The sequence below is a fragment of the Chryseobacterium metallicongregator genome (genome assembly GCF_031324065.1).
GTDB lineage: Bacteria > Bacteroidota > Bacteroidia > Flavobacteriales > Weeksellaceae > Chryseobacterium > Chryseobacterium metallicongregator.
This window is the reverse complement of the sequence record NZ_JAVIXS010000001.1, coordinates 681,520-705,217: the sequence shown is the minus strand read 5'-3', so window position 1 is coordinate 705,217 and position 23,698 is coordinate 681,520. Positions and strand designations below refer to the sequence as shown.

23 protein-coding genes are annotated in these 23,698 nt (G+C 35.3%); 17 read left to right on the top strand and 6 right to left on the bottom strand.

What is annotated here, in order from left to right; translation table 11 throughout:
* Positions 1-7: 7 nt before the first annotated feature.
* Positions 8-2,038, top strand: a complete 2,031-nt coding sequence (locus REB14_RS03240; RefSeq protein WP_309521491.1) for a recombinase — start codon at positions 8-10, stop codon at positions 2,036-2,038.
* Positions 2,039-2,087: 49 nt separating this feature from the next.
* Here REB14_RS03240 and REB14_RS03235 read toward each other — a convergent pair whose 3' ends face one another.
* From REB14_RS03235 to REB14_RS03215, 5 genes are all read right to left on the bottom strand, one after another.
* Positions 2,088-2,255, bottom strand: coding sequence for a hypothetical protein (locus REB14_RS03235; RefSeq protein WP_157885754.1), 168 nt, complete (start codon positions 2,253-2,255; stop codon positions 2,088-2,090).
* Between the two features lie 103 nt (positions 2,256-2,358).
* Positions 2,359-2,652 carry a hypothetical protein gene (locus REB14_RS03230; protein ID WP_309521490.1) on the bottom strand — a complete coding sequence of 98 codons (294 nt, stop codon included), beginning with the start codon at positions 2,650-2,652 and terminating at the stop codon, positions 2,359-2,361.
* A gap of 58 nt (positions 2,653-2,710) precedes the next feature.
* A complete protein-coding gene (locus REB14_RS03225; protein WP_309521489.1) occupies positions 2,711-3,079 on the bottom strand; it encodes a four helix bundle protein in 369 nt (122 codons plus the stop codon).
* Between the two features lie 144 nt (positions 3,080-3,223).
* Positions 3,224-4,303 carry a DNA replication/repair protein RecF gene (recF, locus tag REB14_RS03220; protein WP_309521488.1) on the bottom strand — a complete coding sequence of 360 codons (1,080 nt, stop codon included), beginning with the start codon at positions 4,301-4,303 and terminating at the stop codon, positions 3,224-3,226.
* A gap of 3 nt (positions 4,304-4,306) precedes the next feature.
* Positions 4,307-5,062, bottom strand: a complete 756-nt coding sequence (locus REB14_RS03215) for a UbiA prenyltransferase family protein (RefSeq protein WP_309521487.1) — start codon at positions 5,060-5,062, stop codon at positions 4,307-4,309.
* An 18-nt stretch (positions 5,063-5,080) separates the two neighbouring features.
* On the opposite strand from REB14_RS03215, the gene REB14_RS03210 reads away from it, so the two are divergent.
* The 11 genes from REB14_RS03210 (at position 5,081) to REB14_RS03160 (ending at position 19,412) form a co-directional block, all read left to right on the top strand.
* A complete protein-coding gene (locus REB14_RS03210; protein ID WP_309521486.1) occupies positions 5,081-11,029 on the top strand; it encodes an alpha-2-macroglobulin family protein in 5,949 nt (1,982 codons plus the stop codon).
* Positions 11,030-11,186: 157 nt separating this feature from the next.
* Positions 11,187-11,675, top strand: coding sequence for a serine protease inhibitor ecotin (gene eco / locus REB14_RS03205; RefSeq protein ID WP_079242249.1), 489 nt, complete (start codon positions 11,187-11,189; stop codon positions 11,673-11,675).
* A 1,019-nt stretch (positions 11,676-12,694) separates the two neighbouring features.
* Positions 12,695-14,113, top strand: a complete 1,419-nt coding sequence (locus REB14_RS03200; RefSeq protein ID WP_309521485.1) for a TolC family protein — start codon at positions 12,695-12,697, stop codon at positions 14,111-14,113.
* Between the two features lie 11 nt (positions 14,114-14,124).
* A complete protein-coding gene (locus REB14_RS03195) occupies positions 14,125-15,081 on the top strand; it encodes an HlyD family secretion protein (protein ID WP_309521484.1) in 957 nt (318 codons plus the stop codon).
* A 66-nt stretch (positions 15,082-15,147) separates the two neighbouring features.
* Positions 15,148-16,356: an ABC transporter permease gene (locus REB14_RS03190; RefSeq protein ID WP_079242246.1), complete on the top strand. Its 1,209-nt coding sequence runs from the start codon at positions 15,148-15,150 to the stop codon at positions 16,354-16,356.
* Between the two features lie 294 nt (positions 16,357-16,650).
* Complete coding sequence (locus tag REB14_RS03185) at positions 16,651-17,106, top strand: DUF1569 domain-containing protein (protein WP_034699611.1); 456 nt, start codon at positions 16,651-16,653, stop codon at positions 17,104-17,106.
* Between the two features lie 13 nt (positions 17,107-17,119).
* A complete protein-coding gene (locus tag REB14_RS03180) occupies positions 17,120-17,590 on the top strand; it encodes a hypothetical protein (RefSeq protein WP_309521483.1) in 471 nt (156 codons plus the stop codon).
* 2 nt (positions 17,591-17,592) lie between these two features.
* Entirely contained in the window at positions 17,593-17,997 is a 405-nt protein-coding gene (locus REB14_RS03175; protein ID WP_079242244.1) for a hypothetical protein, read from the top strand.
* On the top strand, positions 17,994-18,365 hold the full coding sequence (locus REB14_RS03170) for a VOC family protein (RefSeq protein WP_079242243.1): 372 nt from the start codon (positions 17,994-17,996) through the stop codon (positions 18,363-18,365). Before REB14_RS03175 ends, REB14_RS03170 begins: the two co-directional genes overlap by 4 nt.
* 17 nt (positions 18,366-18,382) lie before the next feature.
* On the top strand, positions 18,383-18,931 hold the full coding sequence (locus tag REB14_RS03165) for an SRPBCC family protein (protein ID WP_309521482.1): 549 nt from the start codon (positions 18,383-18,385) through the stop codon (positions 18,929-18,931).
* A 31-nt stretch (positions 18,932-18,962) separates the two neighbouring features.
* Positions 18,963-19,412 carry a VOC family protein gene (locus REB14_RS03160; protein ID WP_309521481.1) on the top strand — a complete coding sequence of 150 codons (450 nt, stop codon included), beginning with the start codon at positions 18,963-18,965 and terminating at the stop codon, positions 19,410-19,412.
* Between the two features lie 79 nt (positions 19,413-19,491).
* On the opposite strand, the gene REB14_RS03155 is transcribed toward REB14_RS03160, so the two are convergent.
* A complete protein-coding gene (locus REB14_RS03155; protein ID WP_309521480.1) occupies positions 19,492-20,337 on the bottom strand; it encodes a T9SS type A sorting domain-containing protein in 846 nt (281 codons plus the stop codon).
* 315 nt (positions 20,338-20,652) lie between these two features.
* Here REB14_RS03155 and REB14_RS03150 point away from each other — a divergent pair, with 315 nt between their 5' ends.
* From REB14_RS03150 to REB14_RS03130, 5 genes are all read left to right on the top strand, one after another.
* Complete coding sequence (locus tag REB14_RS03150; RefSeq protein WP_079242240.1) at positions 20,653-20,979, top strand: hypothetical protein; 327 nt, start codon at positions 20,653-20,655, stop codon at positions 20,977-20,979.
* An 18-nt stretch (positions 20,980-20,997) separates the two neighbouring features.
* Positions 20,998-21,630: a hypothetical protein gene (locus REB14_RS03145; protein WP_309521479.1), complete on the top strand. Its 633-nt coding sequence runs from the start codon at positions 20,998-21,000 to the stop codon at positions 21,628-21,630.
* A gap of 21 nt (positions 21,631-21,651) precedes the next feature.
* Complete coding sequence (locus REB14_RS03140) at positions 21,652-22,428, top strand: sensor histidine kinase (protein ID WP_309521478.1); 777 nt, start codon at positions 21,652-21,654, stop codon at positions 22,426-22,428.
* Positions 22,429-22,439: 11 nt separating this feature from the next.
* Positions 22,440-23,129: a response regulator transcription factor gene (locus tag REB14_RS03135; protein ID WP_079242237.1), complete on the top strand. Its 690-nt coding sequence runs from the start codon at positions 22,440-22,442 to the stop codon at positions 23,127-23,129.
* Between the two features lie 153 nt (positions 23,130-23,282).
* Positions 23,283-23,675, top strand: a complete 393-nt coding sequence (locus REB14_RS03130) for a DUF1398 domain-containing protein (RefSeq protein WP_309521477.1) — start codon at positions 23,283-23,285, stop codon at positions 23,673-23,675.
* The last annotated feature ends 23 nt before the right edge of the window (positions 23,676-23,698 follow it).

Here is a 23,698-nt window from a genome sequence, read left to right as displayed (position 1 = left end):
TGTACTAATGAAATTTTTTAATTCCAGCACAAATTTTGAGTCAGTTCTTAAAAAATATTTTTCTTTTAAGAACGAAACTCTTTCTTTAGAACCATTTGCAGAGTTTTTAGAGACCATAAAAGAGGCTGACTTTACAGATGTGCTCAATTTTTTCAGAAGCAATCCTAATTTTGCTGAGAACTTTAAATATTATATCCACAATATTTTTAGAGGAAGACCATTCAATCTTTCACTGACAGAAGCAAATATTCTTTCAGAAAATGCCTTCTTTCCTGAGCTTAAAAAAAGAATCCTGAACAAGGTTCTGCCACCCGTTGAAAACGAAAATACGGTATGGTACATGATCGATAACGTCAGTATGAGGCCGAAGAAGGATTTAAAATATCTGCATAACCTTCCTGAAAATGAGATCAATGAATTTTTTAATATGTTGGGAGCTTCGGATTTTATTATCCACCCTAACGTTAAAAAAGAACTTATTTTCTCTATGAACATTCTTTCCTGGAGGGTAACAGGAATGGCGATGGAAGTGGAAGTGGTGAGAATGGCCCCTCAATACAGAAATTTAGACAATCCGTTTTTAGCTCTTCAGAATGAGCTTGAAACATTGGCTGATGATCTGGTTAAAGATCCTGAATTACAATTACATTCAAAAGACAGCCGATATAAGCAGATCAAAATCTATGCAGAACAATGCCAGGAGTTTGTGAATATTGCTTTTAAAAATTCTGCCAAATATGGTATTTCTGGGAAGATTAATCAATCTCTGTTAAAAATTCGTCAGCAGACTGAAAGAATATATGAAATCATTCAGTTATTGGTTATTGATACAGATGAAGATATTCAGATAAAATCTAAACAGTTGATTTTTAATATTCTGAGTTATAAATCTCACAAAAATAATATTTCAGACCTGATCAATGACAGTACGAGGTTGATCTCACACCTTATTACCAATCACACTGCTGAAGCAGGAACTCATTATATTACCTCTACCCGTAAGGAATATATGACCATGTTCTACAAAGCGAGTGGTGGTGGAATTATCGTAGGAGCCCTTTGTGTTCTGAAAATGCTCTATGGATATATCCCGGGAAGTGATTTCTCACATGCCTTTCTGTATTCAATGAACTATGCGATGGGATTTGTGATGATTTATTTAATGGGTTTTACACTTGCTACAAAACAGCCGGCGATGACTGCCGCCACGATGACCAAAGTATTATCAGAAGAAGGAAATGCCCAAAGAAACAATACTGAATTTGCCCATTTGGTATCTAAATTATTCAGAAGCCAATTCATTGCCTTTGTAGGGAATGTATTGCTTGCCTTTCCGGTAGCACTTGCCATTATTTACGGATTAGATGTGTTTTTCTCACAAAATCTAGCCGTAGAACGCTCAGATAAATTATTAAAAGATCTTGATCCTTTCAAATCGAAAGCTATTCTGCATGCAAGTATTGCCGGATTCTATCTTTTTATTTCAGGGATTATTTCAGGGAATATCGGGAACAATTCTGTGTTTTATCAGATTCCTGAGAGAATTGCCAAAAACCTATCAATCAGAAACTTTTTCGGAAAGAAATTCGCAAAAGGACTTTCGAAATATTATGCTAAAAACTGGCCGGGAATCATTTCCAATTTCTGGTTTGGGGTTTTCCTTGGGGCAACGGCTCCGGTCGGAATGTTTTTCGGACTGGATTTGGATATCAGACACATTACCTTTGCAGCCGGAAACTTTGCTTTAGGGTTATATGGAAAAGATTTCTCTGTAGATTCCTATACATTCTGGATGTCTTTTGTAACGGTATTCCTGATTGGTTTCTTTAACTTCCTGGTGAGTTTCAGCTTGTCGATGTTCCTGGCATTCCGGTCAAGAAAAATGAATTTCGGACAGGTAAGTGAGATCTATAAAGAGATTTTCAGATATTTTACGAAACATCCGTTGAAATTCTTCCTGCCGCTTAGCTCTGGTCTGGACAAAAAAGCAGACGATTTGATGAGCAGTACTATTTCCAATAAATCAGAAGAACATTAATATAATAAAAATGCTACCCGAGGGTAGCATTTTTCTATTGTTATAGCTATTAAAGACAAATAGGAAGTAATGGGCATTTTGTAGGCAATGTTGTCCAATAAGCACATTCGTTTTCATTAGCGCAGCTTACAGCACAGCAGATCTGTCCAACTCCTCCTCCCTGTATTGTTTTTAAAGTTTTTCTTGTCAGTTTTTTTGATGCAATTGATTTTTTCATGGTAAAAATATTTATTAATGTGCATTAAAAATACGTATAAAATTGCATAAAATAAAATAATTTCAACGTTGGTGAATTATTTAAATGAATTTACATTCTACTTCTATAATATCTGAAGATCATTAAATTTCTCTACCCCAAATTTATCCCGAAATTTTTTGAGATAAAAGCTTTTTCGCATTTTAAAATCGTGTTTTAATAAGGGGGAATCAATTTTAATAATAATACATTCGTTTTCTATATTGACACTTCTAATTTCATTGAAAAGACTTTCATCAAGATATTCTTCAAGAAAATCTTTAATGTCAAAAGCAACTAGTTTATGTTCAAAACCATACATTCTGGCAAAAGATTTTACCAGTTCAGAGGATTGATATTCACGTTTTTTCTTCTTCATAGTTGAGGGGCGGGTTTCGGGATGCGTGATTCGGGTTATTTGGTTTGTGATTATTGTGTTACTTTTTATTCCAATTTTCTATGACCCATTTTTTATAAATATTGATCTTTCCTCCTAATGTGTTGTATTCATTTCTTAATGTTTCAAATTCTGAGGAAAAATTAGGGTATAATATGATAATTTTCTCCAGATGGTTAATGGTTTCATCGTTACTCGCATGGCTGTAAATCAGGAAGCGAACGTAATCATTTTTATAAGTTGATCTTCCATAGCCTTCAACAATATTTGTAATGACTGAGTCTGAAGACCTTCTTAATTGACTACCTAGTTCGAACAGTTCGTATTTAGGAAGAAGATGAGACGCTTTATGGGTTTTTAAAAATAAATCAAAAGCTTTTTTATAAATATCCAGATTTCTATAACTCATATCATTGGTGTTTTAGGATCTTAAGTTAAGACAAAAAACAGTTCAATGATAAAGAATATTAGTTTTTTAATTTATATCTACACCCATACTTATTTGCCTGCATTTAATACCTCGTAACTCGCATCCCTAATCCCGAATCTCTTACTAGACCTCAAAAATTATACTTTCCTCATTAATTTTCTTCACTACGCTTTCAGTTCTCTCCCTATGGGTATCCGTGATGAAGATCTGTCCGAAACTTTCTTTATTAACAAGCTCAATCAATTGTGCAACTCTGGTATCATCAAGCTTATCAAAAATATCATCGAGCAATAAAATAGGAGTCTTTTTGGTGAGTTCTTTTACAAGACTCATCTGAGCCAGCTTTAAAGAGATCAGGAAAGATTTCTGCTGTCCCTGTGATCCGATTTTCTTGATTAATATATCATCCATTTCAAAAAGAAGATCATCCTTATGAATTCCTTTTGACGTGTAAGTAAGCATTCGGTCTCTCTCAAGGCTTTCTTTTAAAAGGTTTTCAAAAGAATCTTCCAGTAAATGAGATTCATAAATTACTGATACGGTTTCTTTTCCACCGGAAATAATCTGATAGAAATTCTGAACAATAGGGTTGAGCTGTTCTACAAACTCTTTTCTTTTCTTAAAGATTTTCGTTCCAAATCGGGTGATAGGCTCATCATAGATTTCCAGAGAATCTTTGTCCCAGGTTCTGTTTTTGGCAAAATATTTCAGTAATGCATTTCGTTGCTGAATGGTTTTCTGATATTGGATGAGGTCAAAAAGATACTCTGAATCTGTCTGAGAGATCATCGCATCCAAAAATTTACGTCTGCTTTCTCCGGAATCCGAAATAAGATTAGAATCATAAGGTGAGATCATAACACTTGGCAAATATCCAATATGATCTGCAAGTCTGTCATAACTTTTATCATTCTTCTTGATCACCTTTTTAGCTTCCTTAGGCTGGGTAATTCTGATGATATCCTCACTGTCTTCATTCTGAATTTCAGCATCAATGGTAAAAAAGTCTTCCTCTTGTTTAATATTGTTGAGGTCCGTATTTCCCAGAAAGCTTTTTCCTACTGATAAATAATGCAAAGCATCCAGAATATTGGTCTTTCCCACGCCATTATTTCCCACAAAACAGTTGATCTGCGGGGAAAATTCAAATTTTTTCTCGGAATGGTTTTTGAAATTGTAGAGGGAAAGCTTCTTGATAATCATTCGTCAAAAATACTCCATTATTACTAAAAATAAAAAAGGAAGTGCCGAACAAGTTTCCACTCCGAATGAGAAATAAGCGTCATCTCTTTTATTATCAGAGAAGTAGATGAGAATATAAGTTACGATGCTTGTCATAAAAAAAGATATGGCGTAAGATAATTCAAGATAGAAGATCCCAATGATGTTGCTGATGAAAACAAGTGCGTAGGCAATATATTTAGTGTTTTTCACACCTATCAGCATGGGGAAAGTCTTTACTGTATCGCTGTTCATATCGCGGATATCAAAAGGAAGTACAAGTGCAGTGATAAAGAAAAAGCTGATCAGAAAAATAGGAATACTAAATTCCGGAAGGGTAAGCCAGCAGTTGACCAATGCCCACACTAATCCTACGTAGAAGACTTTCAGTAAAGGAATTTTCCGGATATACACATCAAGAAAAAAGCTATTATAAAGCAATCCCAGCACGACAATGATAAACCATTTCAGAAGTCTGATTTCATTATGATTATGAATGATTAAAAAAGCACAGATGATTCCGGCAATGGCGTTGATGATCACTATTTTGAAAAAATACCTGGTATATTGATATTTAGTATACAGATAACCACTGAAATAAGTGATGAAAATAAATGCAAAAGTAGGGAAACGGAATGTGTTTTGCTCTTTCATGAAAAATACTGCAAAAAGAGTTCCCATAAGAGAGACATAAATCTGGCTGTCTATGACGGTTTTTTTCAGTATTTTTAAGATGTTCATTTATCAAAATTAATATATATGAAAAGATTTTCCAAGATTTTTCTGCTTTTGCTTGTAATGCTAAGCTTTTCAACGGTATCCGCACAGAAATATTATGATACCCAATGGAAAAAAGTGGCTGATAACAGTGTAAAAGGAGCTTATAAATCTAATCTTCCCATTATTTTAGACATACAAAAACAAGCCATGAAAGAAAATAATGCCTTCGAGCTGATCCGTTCTCTGAAAGCGGAATTCAGTATTGTAAACCAAACCGTGGATGATGATCAGAATAATGCTGCTTCTCAGTTTTTCAAAAAAATTAAAGATGCAGAAGGTAAAATAAACGGAGACGGAAAGCTGGTATACAAAGTCTTAATGAATGGCTTTTTCATGGATTATTACAACCAGAACTCATGGAAAATAAACGGAAGAACCAATATCAATTCACAGGATGTTTCACAGATTGAAACCTGGAGTAAACTTGATTTCAAAAATTATCTGACGAAAAATTTCCAGGAACTTGATAAAGAAAAACCTGAAATGAAAAAGATCTCTCTGGGAAAGTATAAAAATATCTTTTCAGAAGCAGAAGACCTTATTTATTTCCCGACATTGTCAGATTGGTATGCAGTAAAGAAAATAGCGTTTTTATCTGAAAACAATATTTTTACCAAAAATGAACTGACCGAAAACCATACAACAATCAATGTAATTTATGATGAACTGATCGAACAGAATACAGGAAATTCCAAGCTGTATTTCATGAAAGAAAAGCTTACGGAAAACTGTAACTTCAATCATTGTAAGGATAAACTTCAGCAGCTTCAGAATCTTTTGAAATCTAATATAGAAGGAGATTATAAAGTGATGATTATGGGAGATGTGATGGATGAACTTACTAATCAGAAGAAGCCTAAAGAAGCTCTTGCATTAGCGGCACAAGCAAAAAGTGAATATCCGAAATCTCTTTTCCTGGAGAATATTAAAAGCAAGGAAGCACAGATTGTCAATCCGTATCTGACTTTAAAATATGAATCCCAAACACAGAATAATCTGCCGATTCACTTTGTAGCACAGTATCAGAACGTATCAGAATTTACCCTGAATATTTATGAAGTGAAAGACGATTTTACTTCGTTAATTCGATATGTTCAGGATTCTTATTCCGATACTTTCAATAAACTAAAAAAGAATCTGGTAAGGAAAGAAACATTCCAGCTTCCGGATCCTAAAGATTATCAGAGTCACAAAACTTCTTTGGAGGTGAAACCTCTTCCTTCTGGAGTGTATGTTGCAGAATTTACGGTTGCTGGAGCGGATATGAAAGATACAGACTCCAGACAGAATTTATATTTTCTGGTTTCCGGAAACAGAATCATTTATCAGAATAAAACGGATAGAAGCCCTCTTTCAGATGAGTTGAAACTGGTAAATAGCGAGAATGGTAAACCTTTAGCCAATGAAGGTCTTCGATTTTATGAATTTGTTTCCAATAAAACATTAACTAAAATTGAGGGAACAACCAATGCCAGCGGAGTATTTAAGCTTCCTGCTACAGATAGTAAAGAGTATTACAGAACATTCCTGATTCAACAGCCTAAAACAAATGATTTTCAGATCATGCAGGTGTACGGAAACAGAGGTTATGCTGAAGATTATAATCCAAATAAACAAACCCGTTCAACGGCACAGATTTTTATAGACAGAGGAATTTACCGTCCCGGACAGACTGTTTATTTCAAGGTGATTAATACCAGAATGAATAAAGAAGTTGAAACTGTTATTTCAGGATTAAAACAAAAAATAACGTTATTGAACACTAATAGTGAAGAGGTTTCTTCACAGGATTTCACCACCAATGAATTCGGTTCTTATCATGGAAGTTTCATTCTTCCAAAAGGAAAACTGAATGGTAATTTTTACCTGAGAATAGAAGGGGAAAGTGCTGGATATAAAAATTTCAGGGTAGAAGAATATAAAAGACCCAAATTTGAAGTAACCTTTGATCCGGTAAAAGAAGAGTATAAGTATGGCCAAACAATTGATTTGAAAGGAAAAGCCGTGATGTTCTCGGGAGTGCCTTTGAGCAATACTACAGTGAATTATGAGATCAAAAAACAAAATATCAGATGGAGATATTTCAGCTGGTATCCACAGAATGATGATAATGAAAATTCAATTTTAGGCGAAGCCAAAACCAATGAAAAAGGAGAATTTACCATTCACTTGGAACTTAAAAAAGATGAAAAACTGGAAGGGATACAAATTGATAATTATGCCATCAATGCATCCGTTACAGACATCAACGGAGAAACGCAGACTGCCGATACTCAATTAAAAGTAGCGTCGGTTTCTCATTACATTCAGGCAGAAAACATCAGCAATATTTTTACAGATGAAAATGTAAAAGTGAAGGTAGAAACCAAAAATTATAATGATCAGAATTTTAAAAAGCCATATCAGGTTAAGCTATCAAAACTAACTGCTCCGGATAGGATTTTCAGAGAAAATTTCAAGTCTGATGTTCAGAATCTGCCTAAATATTCAAAAGAAGAATTCATCAGCAGATTCCCACACGATCTTTTTGATAAAAATGATGAGATCAAAAACTGGAAAACGGAAAAAGTACTGATTGAAAGACAGCAGCAGCCATCCGCTGACAATGCTCAATTTTCAACCAACCTTGATTTAGGAAAACTGGAAACAGGAGATTATGAACTTGAACTTTTCAATATTGAAGGAAAAGATACGATCAAAACGTCACAATATTTCAGTGTTTGGGATAAAACAGCTTTAAAACCCACTCAGAAAACATTCCTTACGGTTATCGCTCCGAAAGAAGAATTATCGAGAGGAGAAAAAGCAAAAGTGTATGTTTACTCGGCTGTTCCTGATGCTTTAATCAATGTTTTTGTGCAGGACGGATCCGGAAAAACCATTTCAGAAGTTCATCAGATGAAAAACGGAGTATTAGAATATACGGCTGAAATTCCTAAAGATAAAAGTGTCTCAGATCTGAATCTTCAGTTTCAGCTGGTAGCATTTAATGATGTGAATACAGAATCTGTTTCTTTAAAAATAAAAGATACTGAAAAACCTTTGAAAATTGAAACCGTTACTTTCAGAGATAAACTGGAACCGAATTCTAAGGAAAAATGGACAGTAAAAGTAACCGGAAATGATAATGAAAAGATCAATGCTGAGGTATTGGCGAATATGTATGATATGTCTCTGGATCAGTTTGCTAAAAACACGTACAGCTGGAGAAAATTATATACTCCATTTGTAATGGTGACTTCTTATGGAATCAGAAATTATCTGCAGCAGCAAAACTATCAGAAGAGATTAAAGTATTTCGAAGACAGATATATAACTGTTCCTCAGTTTAACTGGTTTGATGGAAATTATTATTCAATTTCAAGGGAAACTATAGTAGGATTTAGCAATCAGGAAGGAGTTAAAGCTCCGGCTTATGCACCACCTCCGTCACCAATTGCTGGTGCTAAATTTAAAACAGCAAGAGCTGCTGTTGCAGAAGATAGAATTGAGGTGATGCAGAATGTTGTTCCTGAACCTGTAAAAGCTCCGAAGGTAGAAACTTCTCCTCCTGGATCTTCTGAAGAAAATCTGGCTAAAGTAGCTGTTCGTAAGAATCTAAACGAAATGGCATTCTTCTATCCGGATCTGAAAACCGATGCAGAAGGTAATGTAAGCTTCGAGTTCACTTCTCCGGAAGCACTGACAAAATGGAAACTGATGTTTCTTGCCCACACCAAAGATGCAAGAGCAGCGACATTAGAAAAAGAAGTGGTAACGCAGAAAGAATTCTCTGTAACTCCTAACTATCCAAGATTCCTGAGAGAAGGGGACGAGTTGAATCTACAGTCGAAGTTATCCAATCTTACCGATAAAAAACTCAATGGCTCTGCCGAATTACAGATTTTAGATGCCTTCACCAATGAAAATATTTCTTCTAAATTCGGAATGAGTTCAGGAGGACAAAACTTTAGCTTAGCTGAAAACGGAAGCAGTGCACTGACATGGAAATTAAAAGTTCCAGACAATGTTTCTTCTGTTATTTTCAAAGTGGTAGCAAAAGCTGGAGCGTATTCGGATGGAGAGCAGCAGGCTATTGCGGTATTGCCAAACAGAATGCTGGTAACGGATGCTGTTCCTGTATTTGTAAAAGAAGGAGAGACCAAAACATTTGTACTGGATAACCTTAAAAATAATATCTCTACAACAGCTTCTACTGTTTCGAATACATTAGAACTGACAACCAATCCGGTCTGGGAAATTATGTTTGCCCTTCCAAGTCTGAAAAATGACCAGAATAACTCTGCAGATGTGATATTCAACAAGTGGTTTGCGGATGTATTGGCTTCGGAAATATTCAAAGCAAATCCAAAAATGAAAACGGTTTTTGAGGAATATCAGAACAAGGGATTATTAAATTCAAATCTTGAAAAGAATCAGGAATTAAAACAATTGTTGCTGGAAGAAACACCATGGGTGCTGGAAAGTAAAAATGAAGATGAACAGATGCAGAAACTGGCATTACTGTTTGATGTCAATATCATGAAAAATTCTATCAATCAGGGTTGGGACGATTTCAAAAAACTGCAGAATCCTGATGGCGGATTCTCATGGTATCCTGGTTATCCAAGTTCTTACGGAACGTCATTGTATATCCTTAAAAACTTAGGGAAAATCAATTCCTGGTTAAAAGATAATGTGAAAGATTATCAAAATGCTGATCAAAAAGTACTTGTTGCTAAATTGATCCAGTATGTAGATAATGAGGTGAATAAATATTTTGATGCTAAAAAAGGAAATGTCTGGAACAACTGGGCAATGGATTATCTTGATACCAGAAACTATTGGGAAAAGCAATATCCATTGAAAGGAAAAGGTGCTACCTTGAAAACATTGGTGAAACAAAAGGCAAAAACAGCGAAAATTACCGACTTTACATTCTTCGGACTTCACCGTGCTGCATTATTAATGAACGATTATGGTCTGAAAGATGTGTCTGCAAAGTTGATGACTTATCTTAAGGAAACTTCTACAGATACCAAAACACAAGGGGTCTACTGGAAACAGAACCTGAATGATTGGGGATGGTTCGGCTCGAAAGTAGTCAACCATGCCGGAGCATTGGAAGCTTTCAATAGGTTACAATCTAACGACCAAAACTTTATTGAAGATGTGAAAATCTGGCTGGTAACCCAAAAAGAAGTTAACTCATGGGGAAGTTCAAGAGGAACAGCTGAGGTGATCTTTACCATTTTGAATTCGGGAAAATCATGGACGGGAACAGAAAGTGATAAAGCAACAATTGTTTGGGGTGGAAAAGAACTAGTTCCTCAGACACAAGCTACAGGCTACGTGAAATCCACAGTGAAGCCAGAAGCTATAGATAAAAACCTAGCCACTGTAACTGTAACGAAACCTGGTCCTGGAATTGTTCAGGGAGGATTGTTCTGGCAATATTATGAGGATCTTGATAAAATAAAATCTTCAGAAAACTATATTTCTGTGACGAAAGAGCTTTATAAAAAAGTGAAAACTGTAAACGGAGAAGAACTTAAAAAAGTGAAAACTGTAAACGGAGAAGAACTTCAGAAAATCTCTTCTGAAACACCGTTGAAAGTAGGAGATAAAGTAACCGTAAGAATGATTCTGAACACGGACAGAGCCATGGAGTTTATTCATATTAAAGATATGCGTGCAGCAGGATTCGAGCCTGTAGATGTATTATCCGGATACCAGTGGAAAAATAATCTTGGGTACTATCAGTCTACCAAAGATGCCTCTACCAATTTCTATATTCAGTATATGCCGAAAGGAAAATATGTTTTTGAATACGATGTGGTCTCCAATGCATCAGGAAAATTCTCCAACGGAATTACAACGATGCAGAATTATTACGCACCACAGATGAATGCGCATACAAAAGGAAGTAATGTAACAATTTCAGAGTAACTGATCAACATAGAAAACTGTAGTAAATTTTTTTACTGCAGTTTTTTATTTCTAAATTTTTAATAAAAATAGAATGAAATCGAAAAATCAAACAATTGTTTAATTTTGGAATGATTTTTGGAATTAAGATAGTCGCAATTAAAAAAATTATTAAAAGATGAAATTTTCTAAAACTTTAATCACAGGGTTAGTATTAATGGCTGGAGTAAATGCTTTCGCACAAAAGAAAGCAGAGAAGTTTGAAAAACTACAGATTGAAATGTTCCCCAAAGCAAAAGAAGGATATAAGCAAGTATATATTCAGCTTCCCGTAGCAAAAAATGAAAACGATTTGAAAGTTGAACTTTTTGTAGGAGCTGAAAAAATGTTAGACTGTAACAACTATTTCCTGATGGGAGAAATGAAAACTCAGGATCTTCAGGGATGGGGATACAACTATTATGAAGTAGAATCTAAAGGAGAAACCGCAGGAACACTGATGGGTTGTCTGGATAAAAAACAGACTAAAAAGTTTGTGACTTTAAAACCTGAAATTGTAAGATATAACAGTAAACTTCCATTGGTATTCTACGTACCGAAAGACATTGAAGTTCGTTACCGAATTTTACGCCCTGATGCTGGCATGAAAAAAGCAGTTCAAAAATAAATCAGCTTATTATAATTATACAGAAAACTCCTCACAGTGATGTGGGGAGTTTTCGTTTTTTCAGAATAAGATAATTCGTCATGTTCTTTGCTTAGTGAAACGCCTTTGCGCACGAGTTCAAAGCTATCCATAATGCTTTTGCGAACATTGCGTTGTAATATAAGTTTCGGCTAAAGCCCATTCCTATTGAATCCTCATTCTCAAAAATTTTACTGATTTTTATTTCAGAGCTTAAGCATCCAGTTTGCTATTCCGTAGGAATCCAGCCTCCAAAATTTAAAATATAAAGAGAATAAGTCCAGTTTTATTCAATAGAAATGGGCTTTAGCCCATTTAATAAATAATTTAAATTCCTTTGGCTTTAGCCCAAACTTACACTCAATTTTACAGCGAGCAGATTATTTATTATCAAAGTTTATCCACTCCATTTCTCGTTCCACAGGAATCCGGTTTCCAAAATTCAAAATCAAAATAAAAGAAGAAGGTGATAATGTATCCATTTCTCAATGGCTTTAAGTTTGGGCTAAAGCTGCTGGAAATTTTGTTCTCATTAAACGGGCTAAAGCCCGTTCCTATTGAATTGATTAGTTTGGATAGAGTTTTATCGAATCCTTTTGTTGAGTATCACGCCTTTGCGCTCGTTTTAAAGCCAATTCATAATCCCTTTGCGATCATAGCGTTTTTCTTCCAAGAACCTATCTACATCCTTTATCATTCCGCAGGAATCCAAATTTCAAAATTCAGTATAAAAAATTTATAGATATTTTTTAGTTATAATACTCTCATATCCCTTTATTTATTGATAAAATAGTTCTCAATTGAGTATGGAAAAAGTAGAGTTAAGTAATTTTTCAAAGTTTTTTAGTTTTTAATTAACATTTAAACGCTTTGCCCAAAACTTTATTTTGTAGGGCTTTAAACTTAAACGTATTTTAAACTTAGTTTAAATTCACGGTATTGTAGAATTATCTTTAAGGATTTTAACAATTTTTGCATTATATTTGTTATAAACATAAACCATGAAAAACAATTTATTGATTTTTACGTTTAGTTTTTTTGCTTTCCCCGCTTTTGGCTGGGCACAGTCTGCGCCGGATTTTAAAGAACTTCTGGATAGTGCTATGGTTCGGGACTCGAACCTCAAAATGCAGATTACCCAAAACAAACTTACCGATCTTGACGAACACAAACTCAAGGATATCTTTCTTCCAACTCTGGAATTAAGTGGTAAGGCTGGCTATCTCAACGGAACAGCAAGACTGACGTCACCAGAATTCAATCTCGCTCCCTTTATCAATATCCCTGAAGGGGCTTTCAACAATAATTTCAATGTTTCCGGATTTTCAGGTATTGCCAAGGCAGATGCCAAAATGCTGCTGTATTCAGGAGGAAAGGTGAAGTACATGAAAAAAGCGGTGGAAGAAAAGAAAAAGTCTGAAGATATCCTTCTGGAGAAAACAAAAGATGAGGTGATTGCTACTATTTCTAAAGCATATGACCAGCTAGCTCTCATTCATCAGTCTAAAAAAGTTCTGGATGAAAGTAAAAAAAGACTGGATATCAACAGAAAAACTGCGGACAAAGCGCTTGGCTATGGTTTGATAACACCTTATGATCATAAGAAAATCGAGCTGGCCCAAGCTACTTTAGATGCTAAAATGGTAGAATATGAAGGGAAAAAAGAATTGCTTCTTACCCAGCTTTATATTTTGACAGGGATTCAAAGAGACAGGCTCAGAATGATTGATCCTGTATTATCTCCTGTAGAATTGTTGGCTGCAGAAAAAGGAATTGAACAAAGAGCAGAAATCCGTGCACTGGAACATGGGATCAGTGCTGCAGACTATAAAATAAAGGCAGAAAAAACGTGGATGATTCCCAAAGTACAGCTGATGGCTTCTGCTTATTATATCGGATTGTATGGAAACAGAATAAAGTCCTCAGAAAATGTCATTCCTGCTGTGCCAATTCTTGGATATGAAGGAAAAAAGCTGGACTGGAGACCCAATAATATCAACGTGTTTCCATTGATTACGGCAGGTGTCGGTTTTAAATGGGAGATCTTCGATGGTAAAGAAGGAAAACATGCAGAAGAAACAGCCAAAGTTGGGAAAGAAGTATTGCAGAACCAGAAAGAAGACGCGCTGAAGAAGCTGACGTTGAATCTGGCCAATAATCAAACCAATTACGATATTGCTTCTGCACAGATTACCTTGAAAGCCAAAGAAAAAGAGCTGGCAAAAAATGCGTTGGTACAGGCCGAAAAAGAATTCAGATACGGAATGAGCAAATCTTCACAGCTTATTGATGCAGAAAACGACCTGGAAGCTTCCGAACTGGAATATCAGAATGCCATTTTCAACCAGAGAAGAGCGGGAATAGAACTGATGAGGTCTACCCAGGAGCTGGATATCACCAAATTTTATTTAATCCCTTAAAAATTTAAATGATGCATAAAAATATATCTATACTCTTCGCTGCTCTGTTTTTATTGGGGAGCTGTGACAAAAAAAATGAAAAAATCAAAGAACCTGAAGGAAAAACTAAAAAGGCTGTGATCTCTTTCGCTCCTAAAGTTACCGGAAGGATTCTTAAAATATATGTTTCTGAAGGTCAGACTGTAAAGAAAGGAGATACTTTGGCTCAGCTTGATGTCCCTGAAGTTTCTGCAAAAATAGCACAGGCACAAGGTGCAGTAAGTGCGGCTTCAGCTCAGGAACAAATGGCCAAAAACGGAGCAACATCCGATCAGCTGAAACAACTTCAGGCCAAATATAAAGGATTGAAGGAACAATATGAATTTGCCCAGAAATCTTACAAAAGAGCCAACAATATGTTTCGCGACAGCTTAATGTCTCCACAGGCTCATGATGAAATCTATGCAAAATTACAAGGCGCAAAAGCTCAGTATGATGCTGTAGTGGCAGAATTGGATGATGTAAACAGAGGAACCCGTTTCGAAAAAATAGAAATGGCGGCAGGGCAGGCTTCACAAGCCAAAGGAGCTTTGCAGGAAGCTAATGTAGCCTATTCCGAAAGATATATCATTGCTACCAACGATATGGAAATTGAGACCATCAGCTTAAATACAGGGGAACTGGCAACCGCTGGTTTCGCTCTGTTTAACGGATATATTCCGGAGAGTACATATTTCAGATTTACCATCCCGGAAAGTGCTATCTCAAAATACAAAAAAGGGCAGGAGGTAACCATGCAGGTAGTGTATAACAAAGAAAACCTGACAGGAAATATTGTATACATTAAGCAGTTGACAAAGTATGCTGATATCACCACGGCTTATCCTGATTACCAGTTACAGGATGCGATCTATGAGATCAAAGTAAAACCCAAAGACATGAATAAGGCTAAAAGTATTCTGGTCAACGCGAATGTAATCCTGAAATAAATTGAAAAGAACAGATGAAGTTTCAATTGAATTTCATTTTATTCTTCAACATATAAAAATATACAGATGAAAGAATTTTTCCGTCTTTTGAAACGTGAGTTCAAACTTTTTATCGGCAATTCTACCTTAAGGACGGTGTTCTTTTTGGCACCGGTCTTCTATGCTACCTTGCTGGGGTTTGTCTACAAAAGCGGAAAAGTTGAAAATACTCCTGTTTTGGTTGTTGATAGGGACAATACGCCTTTATCTAACCAACTGACGGAAATGCTGGATGATAATAAAAGCATCAAAATTATCAGATATCTGCAGGAACCTCTCAGTATTAAAGATGAGGTGATCAGGCATGAAGCAGCAGCTGTTGTAATTATTCCATCAAGATTTGAAGGAGATATGTTGCAGAAAAAATACCCGGAGCTCAATGTTTATATCAATACAGGGAATGTTTTAACAGCAAATTTTGCATCGAAAGCGCTTCAGCTGACCATAGGAACATTTTCTGCCGGAGCTTCCATTAAAGCTCTTCAGAAAGCAGGAATGCCCGCTGCAAAGGCGGCTACACAGTATGAACCCTTCAAAGCCAATTATATTACTCTTTTCAATACTACAGGAAACTATCTTATTTTTATGTGGCCTGCAATGCTGGCAGTGGTATTACAACAGGTAATTTTATTAGCAATGGCAGTAAGTTTTGCTGCCGAATTTGAAAGAGGATCTTTTGTGAAAGAATATCTCAAAATGAAGAAATGGGCTTTCCCAACCATGCTTATTAAAGTCATTCCAATCTGGGTGTTTTCTATTCTTATTGTAGGTATTTATTACTTTATGCATATGATCTTCAGGGTTCCGATGCCGGAAGGAATTCTTAATTTTATACTCCTCACAGCCGTTTTTGTGGGATCAGTTTCATTTTTGGGCGTATTCATCAGTATCCTAATCCCGGATGCTTTGAAAGCGACACAAATCCTGATGGTAATTGCTTCACCGGCCTTCATTATCAGCGGGTTTACATGGCCTTTGAGCGCAATGCCTGCTTTCGTCCAGTTTATCGCGAATATTATTCCTTTGACTCCTTTCTTACAGGCTTTCAAAATTTTATTAATTCAAAAGGGTTCGGTAGAACTTACATTCCCATATCTGAAACATCTAACTATCCTTTTAGTAATATATGCTATTATAGGATGGATTGCTTTAAAGATCAAACTTTGGTTTATTTTCAAAAAATCCACACCTCAGGAAATTACAATTGAGGAAACTTCTCGGGAAGAGATAGAGTAGTTTTTGGTTAATTTGTTGCTGGGTTTTAAGTTAGATGTTAATAGGATGCTGGTTTGCTGGTTGCTTTTGGCAGTATATGGGCTGACTGATAATCAGTTTCTATGCCCGACGAATTAAAACAAGAGCAGGAAAAAACACATAAAAAATACCCCGAAAAATAGCCAAAAAAATTTCGAACTCGAATCCCGTACCCCGTAACTCGTATCTCATAACAAGCACTTCTCAATTTTTTCAACCGACTATAAAATCAAACAAAAAAACTGATATATTTGTCCATAGTAAAATAGAAATTATATGGAAAATGTATTTGATGCAAAAGATGCTCAAAACTATATAGATAGGATCAACAGATTGGTAGAAGATACTCACGGTTTGTGGGGGAAAATGACAGTAGACCAAATGCTGGCACACTGTTGTATTACCTATGAAATGATCTATGAGCCGGAAAAACACAAAAAGCCGGGAGCGATTGCAAAATTTATACTAAAAACTTTCGTAAAACCTAAAGTGGTGGGAGAAAAAGCATATCCGAGAGATTCTCCTACCGCTCCACAGTTTTTGATTACCACAAGAAAGAATTTTCACGAAGAAAAAACAAGACTGATCGGGTTTATTCAAAAGACTCAGCAGTTAGGCGCAGATGCGTTCGATGGTAAAGAATCTTTTTCTTTCGGAAAACTGAATTCCCAGGAATGGAATAATATGTTTGCTAAACATCTGAATCACCATCTGGCACAATTTGGTGTTTAATAAATCACACAACATGAAAAAAATTTTATTACTCCTCATTCTGACTGCCAATTTTACATTAGGGCAGATGCCGGATATCTCAAATACCTGGCTGAACAATAGTAAACCTTACATAGGGACTATTGGGAGCAAAGGCCAGGAACTGAAACTGAAGATCAATATTTCTGAACAGAATAAAAAGAATGACCAGGAATATTTCGTTTCAGGATATTCTCTTGTGGATACCAGTTATGCGAAATTTGAAGGGAAAATTACCATTTCAAAATATAAGGATTCCAAAAAACAGGGAACAGTATATGGAGAATATGAGCTGGCAGAAGAGAATAAAGGAAAACATTCGGGACTTTTCAAAGGAAAGTTTGTCTATAACTTCAAATGGAATAGAAAGACAGAGAAAATTGAAGGACAATCTATTGAGTTTATAGGAGACTGGAAAAGTTATGACGGAACTCTGGAGTTTAAAACTCAATTGAAAAACCAATAACTATGTTGAGAAGAATATTAGCTGTATTGGTTGGCCTTATCACAGGATCCGTTTGTATTACTGTGGTGGAAAAGATAGGGCATGCTTTGTACCCACCACCTGCACAGGCAGAGGCCGGAGATATGGAAGCTTTGAAATTGTATGTAGATCAGGCTCCTTTTATGGCTCTGTTTTTTATCATTATTGCCTATGCCTTGGCAGCAATTGTTTCAGGTTTTGTAGCCTCAAAAATCTCAAATAATGGGAAATATACAGCTGCTGCAATCTGTGGAATTATTTTTTTACTGATGACCATTTACATGATGGCATCTTTACCTTCTCCTATCTGGTTCTGGATTTTAGGAATTCTGGTATGGGGACTGGTTTTCGTAGGACATAAACTTGCTTTAAAAACAATAAAAATATGAAATTAGGAGCTTTTTCAATCAGTTTAAGTGTAAAAGATCTTCAGAAATCCAAAGACTTTTATGAGAAACTTGGGTTCACCACTATGGCAGGAACAGAAGCACAAAATTACCTGATCATGAAAAACGGGTCTACTCTTATCGGACTTTTTCAGGCGATGTTTGATGGGAATATGCTTACTTTCAATCCGGGATGGGATGAAAATGCACAGAATCTGGAATCTTTTGATGATGTGCGTGAAATTCAGAAAAAGTTAAGAGAAACTGGAGTAGAAATCGGGAAAGAAGCCGATGAAACCACTTCCGGTCCTGAGCATATCTATCTGAAAGACCCTGATGGAAATATGATTCTTATAGATCAACACAGATAATAATTAACAACACATTTATGATGAGAACATTTAAACGCATTTTTTTACTTTTAGCCACATTACTAATCATCTTGTTGGTTTGGGCTGCTTTTATTTCGGGAGACTGTAAATATGAAAAGTCGATTTCTATCAATGCTCCGGTAGAAAGAGTGTGGAAAAATACCAATACCCTCAAGGCAATGGATCAATGGAGTCCATGGAATGATCTTGATCCGGGTATGAAAAAAGACTGGACAGGAACAACCGGTCAACCCGGAGAAAAAGTTTGCTGGGACAGTAAAAATAAACAGGCAGGAAAAGGTTGTCAGGAATTAGAAAAAATAGATGAAACAGGTAAAAGAATAGATACAAAAATCAAATTTCTCACCCCTTATGAAAGTGAAGCAAATGCTTATGTAACAGTAGTTCCGGAAGGAAGCGGAAGTAAAGCAACATGGGGATTTACTTCAGAGATTCCTTATCCGTTTACTTTGATGAAACTGTTTATGAATATGGAGAAAGCTATTGGAAAAGATTATCAGAAAGGACTTTCAAGATTAAAAACCTTATCTGAAAAACCTCAATAAAATAAACTTAACTTAAAAAAACAAAACAATTATGGCAACAGTAAACGTTTACCTGACATTCAACGGAAACTGCAGAGAAGCATTCGATTTTTATAAATCTGTTTTCGGAGGAGAATATCCTTACATCGGAACATTTGGAGAAATGCCTCCAATGGAAGGAAAAGAAACGCCTGAAGAAGACAAAAACAAAATCATGCACGTTTCACTTCCGATCTCTAAAGAAACGATTTTGATGGGAAGCGATACAGGAGGAGAGTGGTCTTCCAACTTCAAAGCAGGAAACAACTTCTCTATTTCTGTGAATGCTGAATCTAAAGAAGAAGCAGACAAATTATTCGGTGGTCTTTCTGCTGGAGGACAAATAACAATGCCAATGGCAGATACTTTCTGGGGAGCTTATTTTGGAATGTTTAGTGATAAATTCGGAATCAACTGGATGGTAAACTATGACGATCCTGCTAAAATGCAGCAGCATCCATAAGATTTATATTTGAATTCAAAATATTCAAAAACCGACAGATAGCTGTCGGTTTTTTTATTATTTACTAGCTGTACCGCTTTTATTTCTTTTTAATGATTTTATAGCTTCCTGATGCTGTTGTGATGAGGTAAATGCCATCCGGTAGTTCGCTTATATCAAACTCATTTTTATCTTTTTCTGCTGCTGCAGATTTCATAAGTTTTCCAGCCTGGTCGTATAATGAAACTTTTTCGTTTTTTTTCAGGTCATCCATATAGAAGATACCAGTAGTAGGATTCGGATAAATATTCCCTTTGCCTTTGAGGACATTTTCCGAAGTTCCCAGCGTGGAAATTTTTGTCCATGTAAACGCATCCAGGCACATATAGACATATCCTCCGGTGGATTGCAGCTGGAGTTCATCAATGGTTGTATTGCTGTTATTCTGATTATTTAAAGTAGCAAGATCAATCAGGGTAAATCCGTTGTTAATGCCCGTTGTTCCCATTGTTGCATTGAATGTTGTATTAAAACCTGAAGTTTTTGTGGTGGTAAACTTTGTAACTCCTCCTAATTTTCCTGTAATGATCAGTGTTCCTGATGAGGTAGACTGGTTTAAAGCAGTATTACTCAGGAAGACCCAAAACTTGGATACGGTGAACATAGAATTGCTTTTAACACTGAAAGAAGGAGCATTAATATTGGTTGTTCCTGTATTGTCAATATAGACATTGTCATTCGCTGTTCCGTTCCAGCCGGTGTTTGGATAATTACTTTGAATTCTAAAAGTTCCGGCCTGTGAAATAATATTGAATGTATATCCATTGCTGGTAAAGCTTGTGCTGCCACCAGTTGAAGTTTCAAAAGTTACAGTGGTGATCTGTGCATTGATCGTTGTAATACTGCTTATGAAAGCAAGAATTACAAAAAAGATAATTTTTTTCATGATACAGATTTTTTAATGTTTACAGAAGATCATAAACTTTCTGTACTGTTGATATGCTCATGGGGTTTTCCTATAAAGGATACCACAAAGTAACCAAGAAATACAAAGAGATAACAGCGTATTAAATGCCTAATTGAAAAATGCGTAGAAATACGCAGTTTTGTTGTTTGTTATTATTATAATTTTGAAAAATGAATATTATGTTAATTAAAATGAAATTATTTCACGGTATGGTTAGTTTTTTTCATAACTTGTAATGTGTAGCTACAGTGACTTTATTCTAAACCTATTATATAATTTAAAACAAGAAAAACTATGGAACTACCAAAACACGCAATCTCATTAGATGATGCTAAAACATGGATCACAAATTGGCAAAACACAAAAGGTATTGACGGAATTTCAATAAAGGCCCACCTTATCCCTGCAAAGGATATCCATGATATTTTCATTAAAGACAAAGGATTTGAGAAATATCGCGGATATAATGCCATTACCAATGAAGGCGAATTTAAGTTTCTGATGGTAGGAGTGGATGCATATGATAATGATATTGTAAACTATGAAAAAGGAGATTATGTATATGATATGACAACACCTTGTCCAAGTGTATGTTCTGCCGAAAAATGGTGGAATCTGTAATCTGAAAATCAGAGATTATTGGATCATTGGATTGAAATATTGTCATTGATTGGAAAAGGCATTCTGCTGATCAATCTGGCAGTATACTGTATGGGCTTTTCAAGAGCAGGAAAAGCCTATACATTCTTCATCAGCTATCTGGCCTGGATATTAATATGTGAAATTGTTTTCTATGTATTGAATTCTCAGAAGATTAACAATCTGTTTTTCTCTCATTATTATCTGATCGGTCAGTTTTTGTTACTGGGGTTGTTCTTTCATGAAATTTTAATAGAAAAATACCAGAAAAAAGCAGCACGTACACTTTTAATTATCATTCCTGTAGTTCTCGTTATACAGTATATCATATACCCTGAAAAGTATTATGTTTTTAATCTATTTGAAATTTTTGTTACTTCTTATTCTATTATCATTCTTGCATTATTTCATTTATATAATATACTGGATACCAAAAAGAAATACAATTATATAAGTCTGGGACTTTTACTTTATCTGATAAGCAGTACCGTAATATTTTTGTCCGGAAATCTGTATACGGTGATGAACAGAAAACTGCATAAAGAGATTTGGGTATTCAATGTTGTTATGTTCATTGTGTACCAGCTCTTTATTCTGATAGACTATTTTTCTTCCCGAAAAAAAAATGTGTAATTACTGTTATGATTTTAAAAAATGAATGAAAATACAATTATTTCCACTATCGTTTATACCTTTCTGGCTTTTACCTTACTGGCCATTACCCTGATTATATTTTATTATTTTTCGAATAAGAAAATAACAAGAAACCTTATTCAGAAAAAAGAGCTGGAGGTGAGATATGAGAAAGATCTTACTCACGCCATTATCAGTGCTCAGGAAAAAGAAAGGCTGAGAATTGCCCAGGATCTGCATGATGATATTAGCTCAAAACTCAGTGTGGTTTCTTTAAATATCCATCTTTTGGATTTTGATAATTTGTCCAGAGAAGAATATAATGATCTGAAAAATAAAATAATACATCTGGTCAACAAAACAGCAGAAAGTGCCAGGCAGATCTCACATGATCTCCTTCCTCCGATTTTAGAAAAATTTGGACTCCATGCCGCAATAGATGCATTGTGCTCAGAAATTAACCTGTCCAAAACCCTGCAGGTTACTTATTCCAATAGTTTGTACTTTGCAAAAGCAGAAGAAGAAAAAAATTTGCATATCTTTAGAATACTTCAGGAGCTTATTAACAATTCCATAAAACATGGAGAAAGTACACATATTGGGATAGAATTTTTGGGAAAAGACGGAAAAAATACCTGTATCTATAAAGATGACGGGAAAGGATTTGATCTTAATGAAAATACATTGAAAGGTGGATTAGGCTTAAGAAATATCAGAAGCCGGGTAGAATTGATCAATGGAACACTTAAAATTGAAAGTGAAAAAAATAAAGGGATTGCTGTAGAATTTACATTTTAAATCGTTATAAAATGGAAAAGGATATAATTCGTGTAATAACCGTAGACGATGAAGCACTCTTTCGTCAGGGAATTTCATTGTTGATACAGAGAGAAAAAGATATTGAACTGGTAAGTGATTTCAGTAACGGGAAAGAGCTGCTTGACGAGCTTATAACCCTGGAAGAACTGCCTGATATTATCCTGATGGATCTCAATATGCCGGAAATTAACGGAGTAGAAGCTACCAAACAAATTCATGTCAAATATCCTCAGATCAGGATTGTTGCATTGACCAGTTATAATACAAAAGCGTTTATTGTCAATATGATACAGTCCGGAGCCTGTTCCTTCCTTAAAAAAAACTCTAGCCCTGCTGAATTGCTCACGGCAATCCGGGAAGTACACAGCAAAGGTTTCTTTTATAACAACGAGGTAATGGAAGCTTTACATCAAAACCTTACAGAACCTAAGAAAAAAGTTTCCAGCATTTTTGATGCCAACCATATTTCCAAAAGAGAAAAAGAAGTATTGGAACTCATCTGCAAACAATACAACACTTCTGAAATAGCAGATCAGCTTTTTATAAGTTCCAGAACCGTTGAAGGCCACCGTAACAGTCTTCTGCTGAAAACAGGAGCCAAAAATACGGCAGGTTTAGTGGTATATGCCATAGAAAGTAAAATTGCAGATATGAACTATTTAAAAGACAGGTTTGAATAAATATTCATGCCGTTGTTTTCATTAAAAATTAAATGAAATTTATATTTTCTGATTAAATTAGTTTTTGTATTATAAGCAGATACACATGATTTGTTTATGAAAAAATAATACTTTTATATTCTTAAATAATAACAATCAGAAAAATACAAAAGAATGAAATTTACGATCGAAAACATCAAAGCAGAACACCAAAAAGTAAAAACCGGAGCCGATTTTCCTCAATATATTCAAGCCATAAAAGCATTAGGTGTTTCTCATTACAAAGCATATGTCTCTGATGGAAATACAGAGTACTTTAATAATGAAAATCAATCTGTGCAGACCGGTAACAAATATGATGCTCTTCCCATTTCCGATACTTTAAACCTTGAAAATTTTAAAATAAGGCTAAAGCTTCACCAAGAAGGCGGAACAGATTACCTTACTTTCTGTAAAGACTGTGCAGAAAACGGAATCAATGGCTGGACAATGGATCTTCATGCAATGACCTGTACTTATTTTGACCAGAATGAAACGAATGTTCTGACCGAACAGGTTCCAGGATAATCTTTTACACAAATACGGATGCA

Bases quoted from the DNA above. Each gene is read 5' to 3' on its own strand.
- REB14_RS03150 (WP_079242240.1), top strand. From the start codon at position 20,653: ATGGAACTACCAAAACACGCAATCTCATTAGATGATGCTAAAACATGG.
- REB14_RS03155 (WP_309521480.1), bottom strand. From the start codon at position 20,337: ATGAAAAAAATTATCTTTTTTGTAATTCTTGCTTTCATAAGCAGTATT.
- REB14_RS03140 (WP_309521478.1), top strand. From the start codon at position 21,652: ATGAATGAAAATACAATTATTTCCACTATCGTTTATACCTTTCTGGCT.
- REB14_RS03165 (WP_309521482.1), top strand. From the start codon at position 18,383: ATGATGAGAACATTTAAACGCATTTTTTTACTTTTAGCCACATTACTA.
- REB14_RS03215 (WP_309521487.1), bottom strand. From the start codon at position 5,062: ATGAACATCTTAAAAATACTGAAAAAAACCGTCATAGACAGCCAGATT.
- recF (WP_309521488.1), bottom strand. From the start codon at position 4,303: ATGATTATCAAGAAGCTTTCCCTCTACAATTTCAAAAACCATTCCGAG.
- REB14_RS03170 (WP_079242243.1), top strand. From the start codon at position 17,994: ATGAAATTAGGAGCTTTTTCAATCAGTTTAAGTGTAAAAGATCTTCAG.
- REB14_RS03135 (WP_079242237.1), top strand. From the start codon at position 22,440: ATGGAAAAGGATATAATTCGTGTAATAACCGTAGACGATGAAGCACTC.
- REB14_RS03225 (WP_309521489.1), bottom strand. From the start codon at position 3,079: ATGAGTTATAGAAATCTGGATATTTATAAAAAAGCTTTTGATTTATTT.
- REB14_RS03240 (WP_309521491.1), top strand. From the start codon at position 8: ATGAAATTTTTTAATTCCAGCACAAATTTTGAGTCAGTTCTTAAAAAA.
- REB14_RS03195 (WP_309521484.1), top strand. From the start codon at position 14,125: ATGCATAAAAATATATCTATACTCTTCGCTGCTCTGTTTTTATTGGGG.
- REB14_RS03230 (WP_309521490.1), bottom strand. From the start codon at position 2,652: ATGAAGAAGAAAAAACGTGAATATCAATCCTCTGAACTGGTAAAATCT.
- REB14_RS03235 (WP_157885754.1), bottom strand. From the start codon at position 2,255: ATGAAAAAATCAATTGCATCAAAAAAACTGACAAGAAAAACTTTAAAA.
- eco (WP_079242249.1), top strand. From the start codon at position 11,187: ATGAAATTTTCTAAAACTTTAATCACAGGGTTAGTATTAATGGCTGGA.
- REB14_RS03175 (WP_079242244.1), top strand. From the start codon at position 17,593: ATGTTGAGAAGAATATTAGCTGTATTGGTTGGCCTTATCACAGGATCC.
- REB14_RS03130 (WP_309521477.1), top strand. From the start codon at position 23,283: ATGAAATTTACGATCGAAAACATCAAAGCAGAACACCAAAAAGTAAAA.
- REB14_RS03180 (WP_309521483.1), top strand. From the start codon at position 17,120: ATGAAAAAAATTTTATTACTCCTCATTCTGACTGCCAATTTTACATTA.
- REB14_RS03185 (WP_034699611.1), top strand. From the start codon at position 16,651: ATGGAAAATGTATTTGATGCAAAAGATGCTCAAAACTATATAGATAGG.
- REB14_RS03160 (WP_309521481.1), top strand. From the start codon at position 18,963: ATGGCAACAGTAAACGTTTACCTGACATTCAACGGAAACTGCAGAGAA.
- REB14_RS03190 (WP_079242246.1), top strand. From the start codon at position 15,148: ATGAAAGAATTTTTCCGTCTTTTGAAACGTGAGTTCAAACTTTTTATC.
- REB14_RS03210 (WP_309521486.1), top strand. From the start codon at position 5,081: ATGAAAAGATTTTCCAAGATTTTTCTGCTTTTGCTTGTAATGCTAAGC.
- REB14_RS03200 (WP_309521485.1), top strand. From the start codon at position 12,695: ATGAAAAACAATTTATTGATTTTTACGTTTAGTTTTTTTGCTTTCCCC.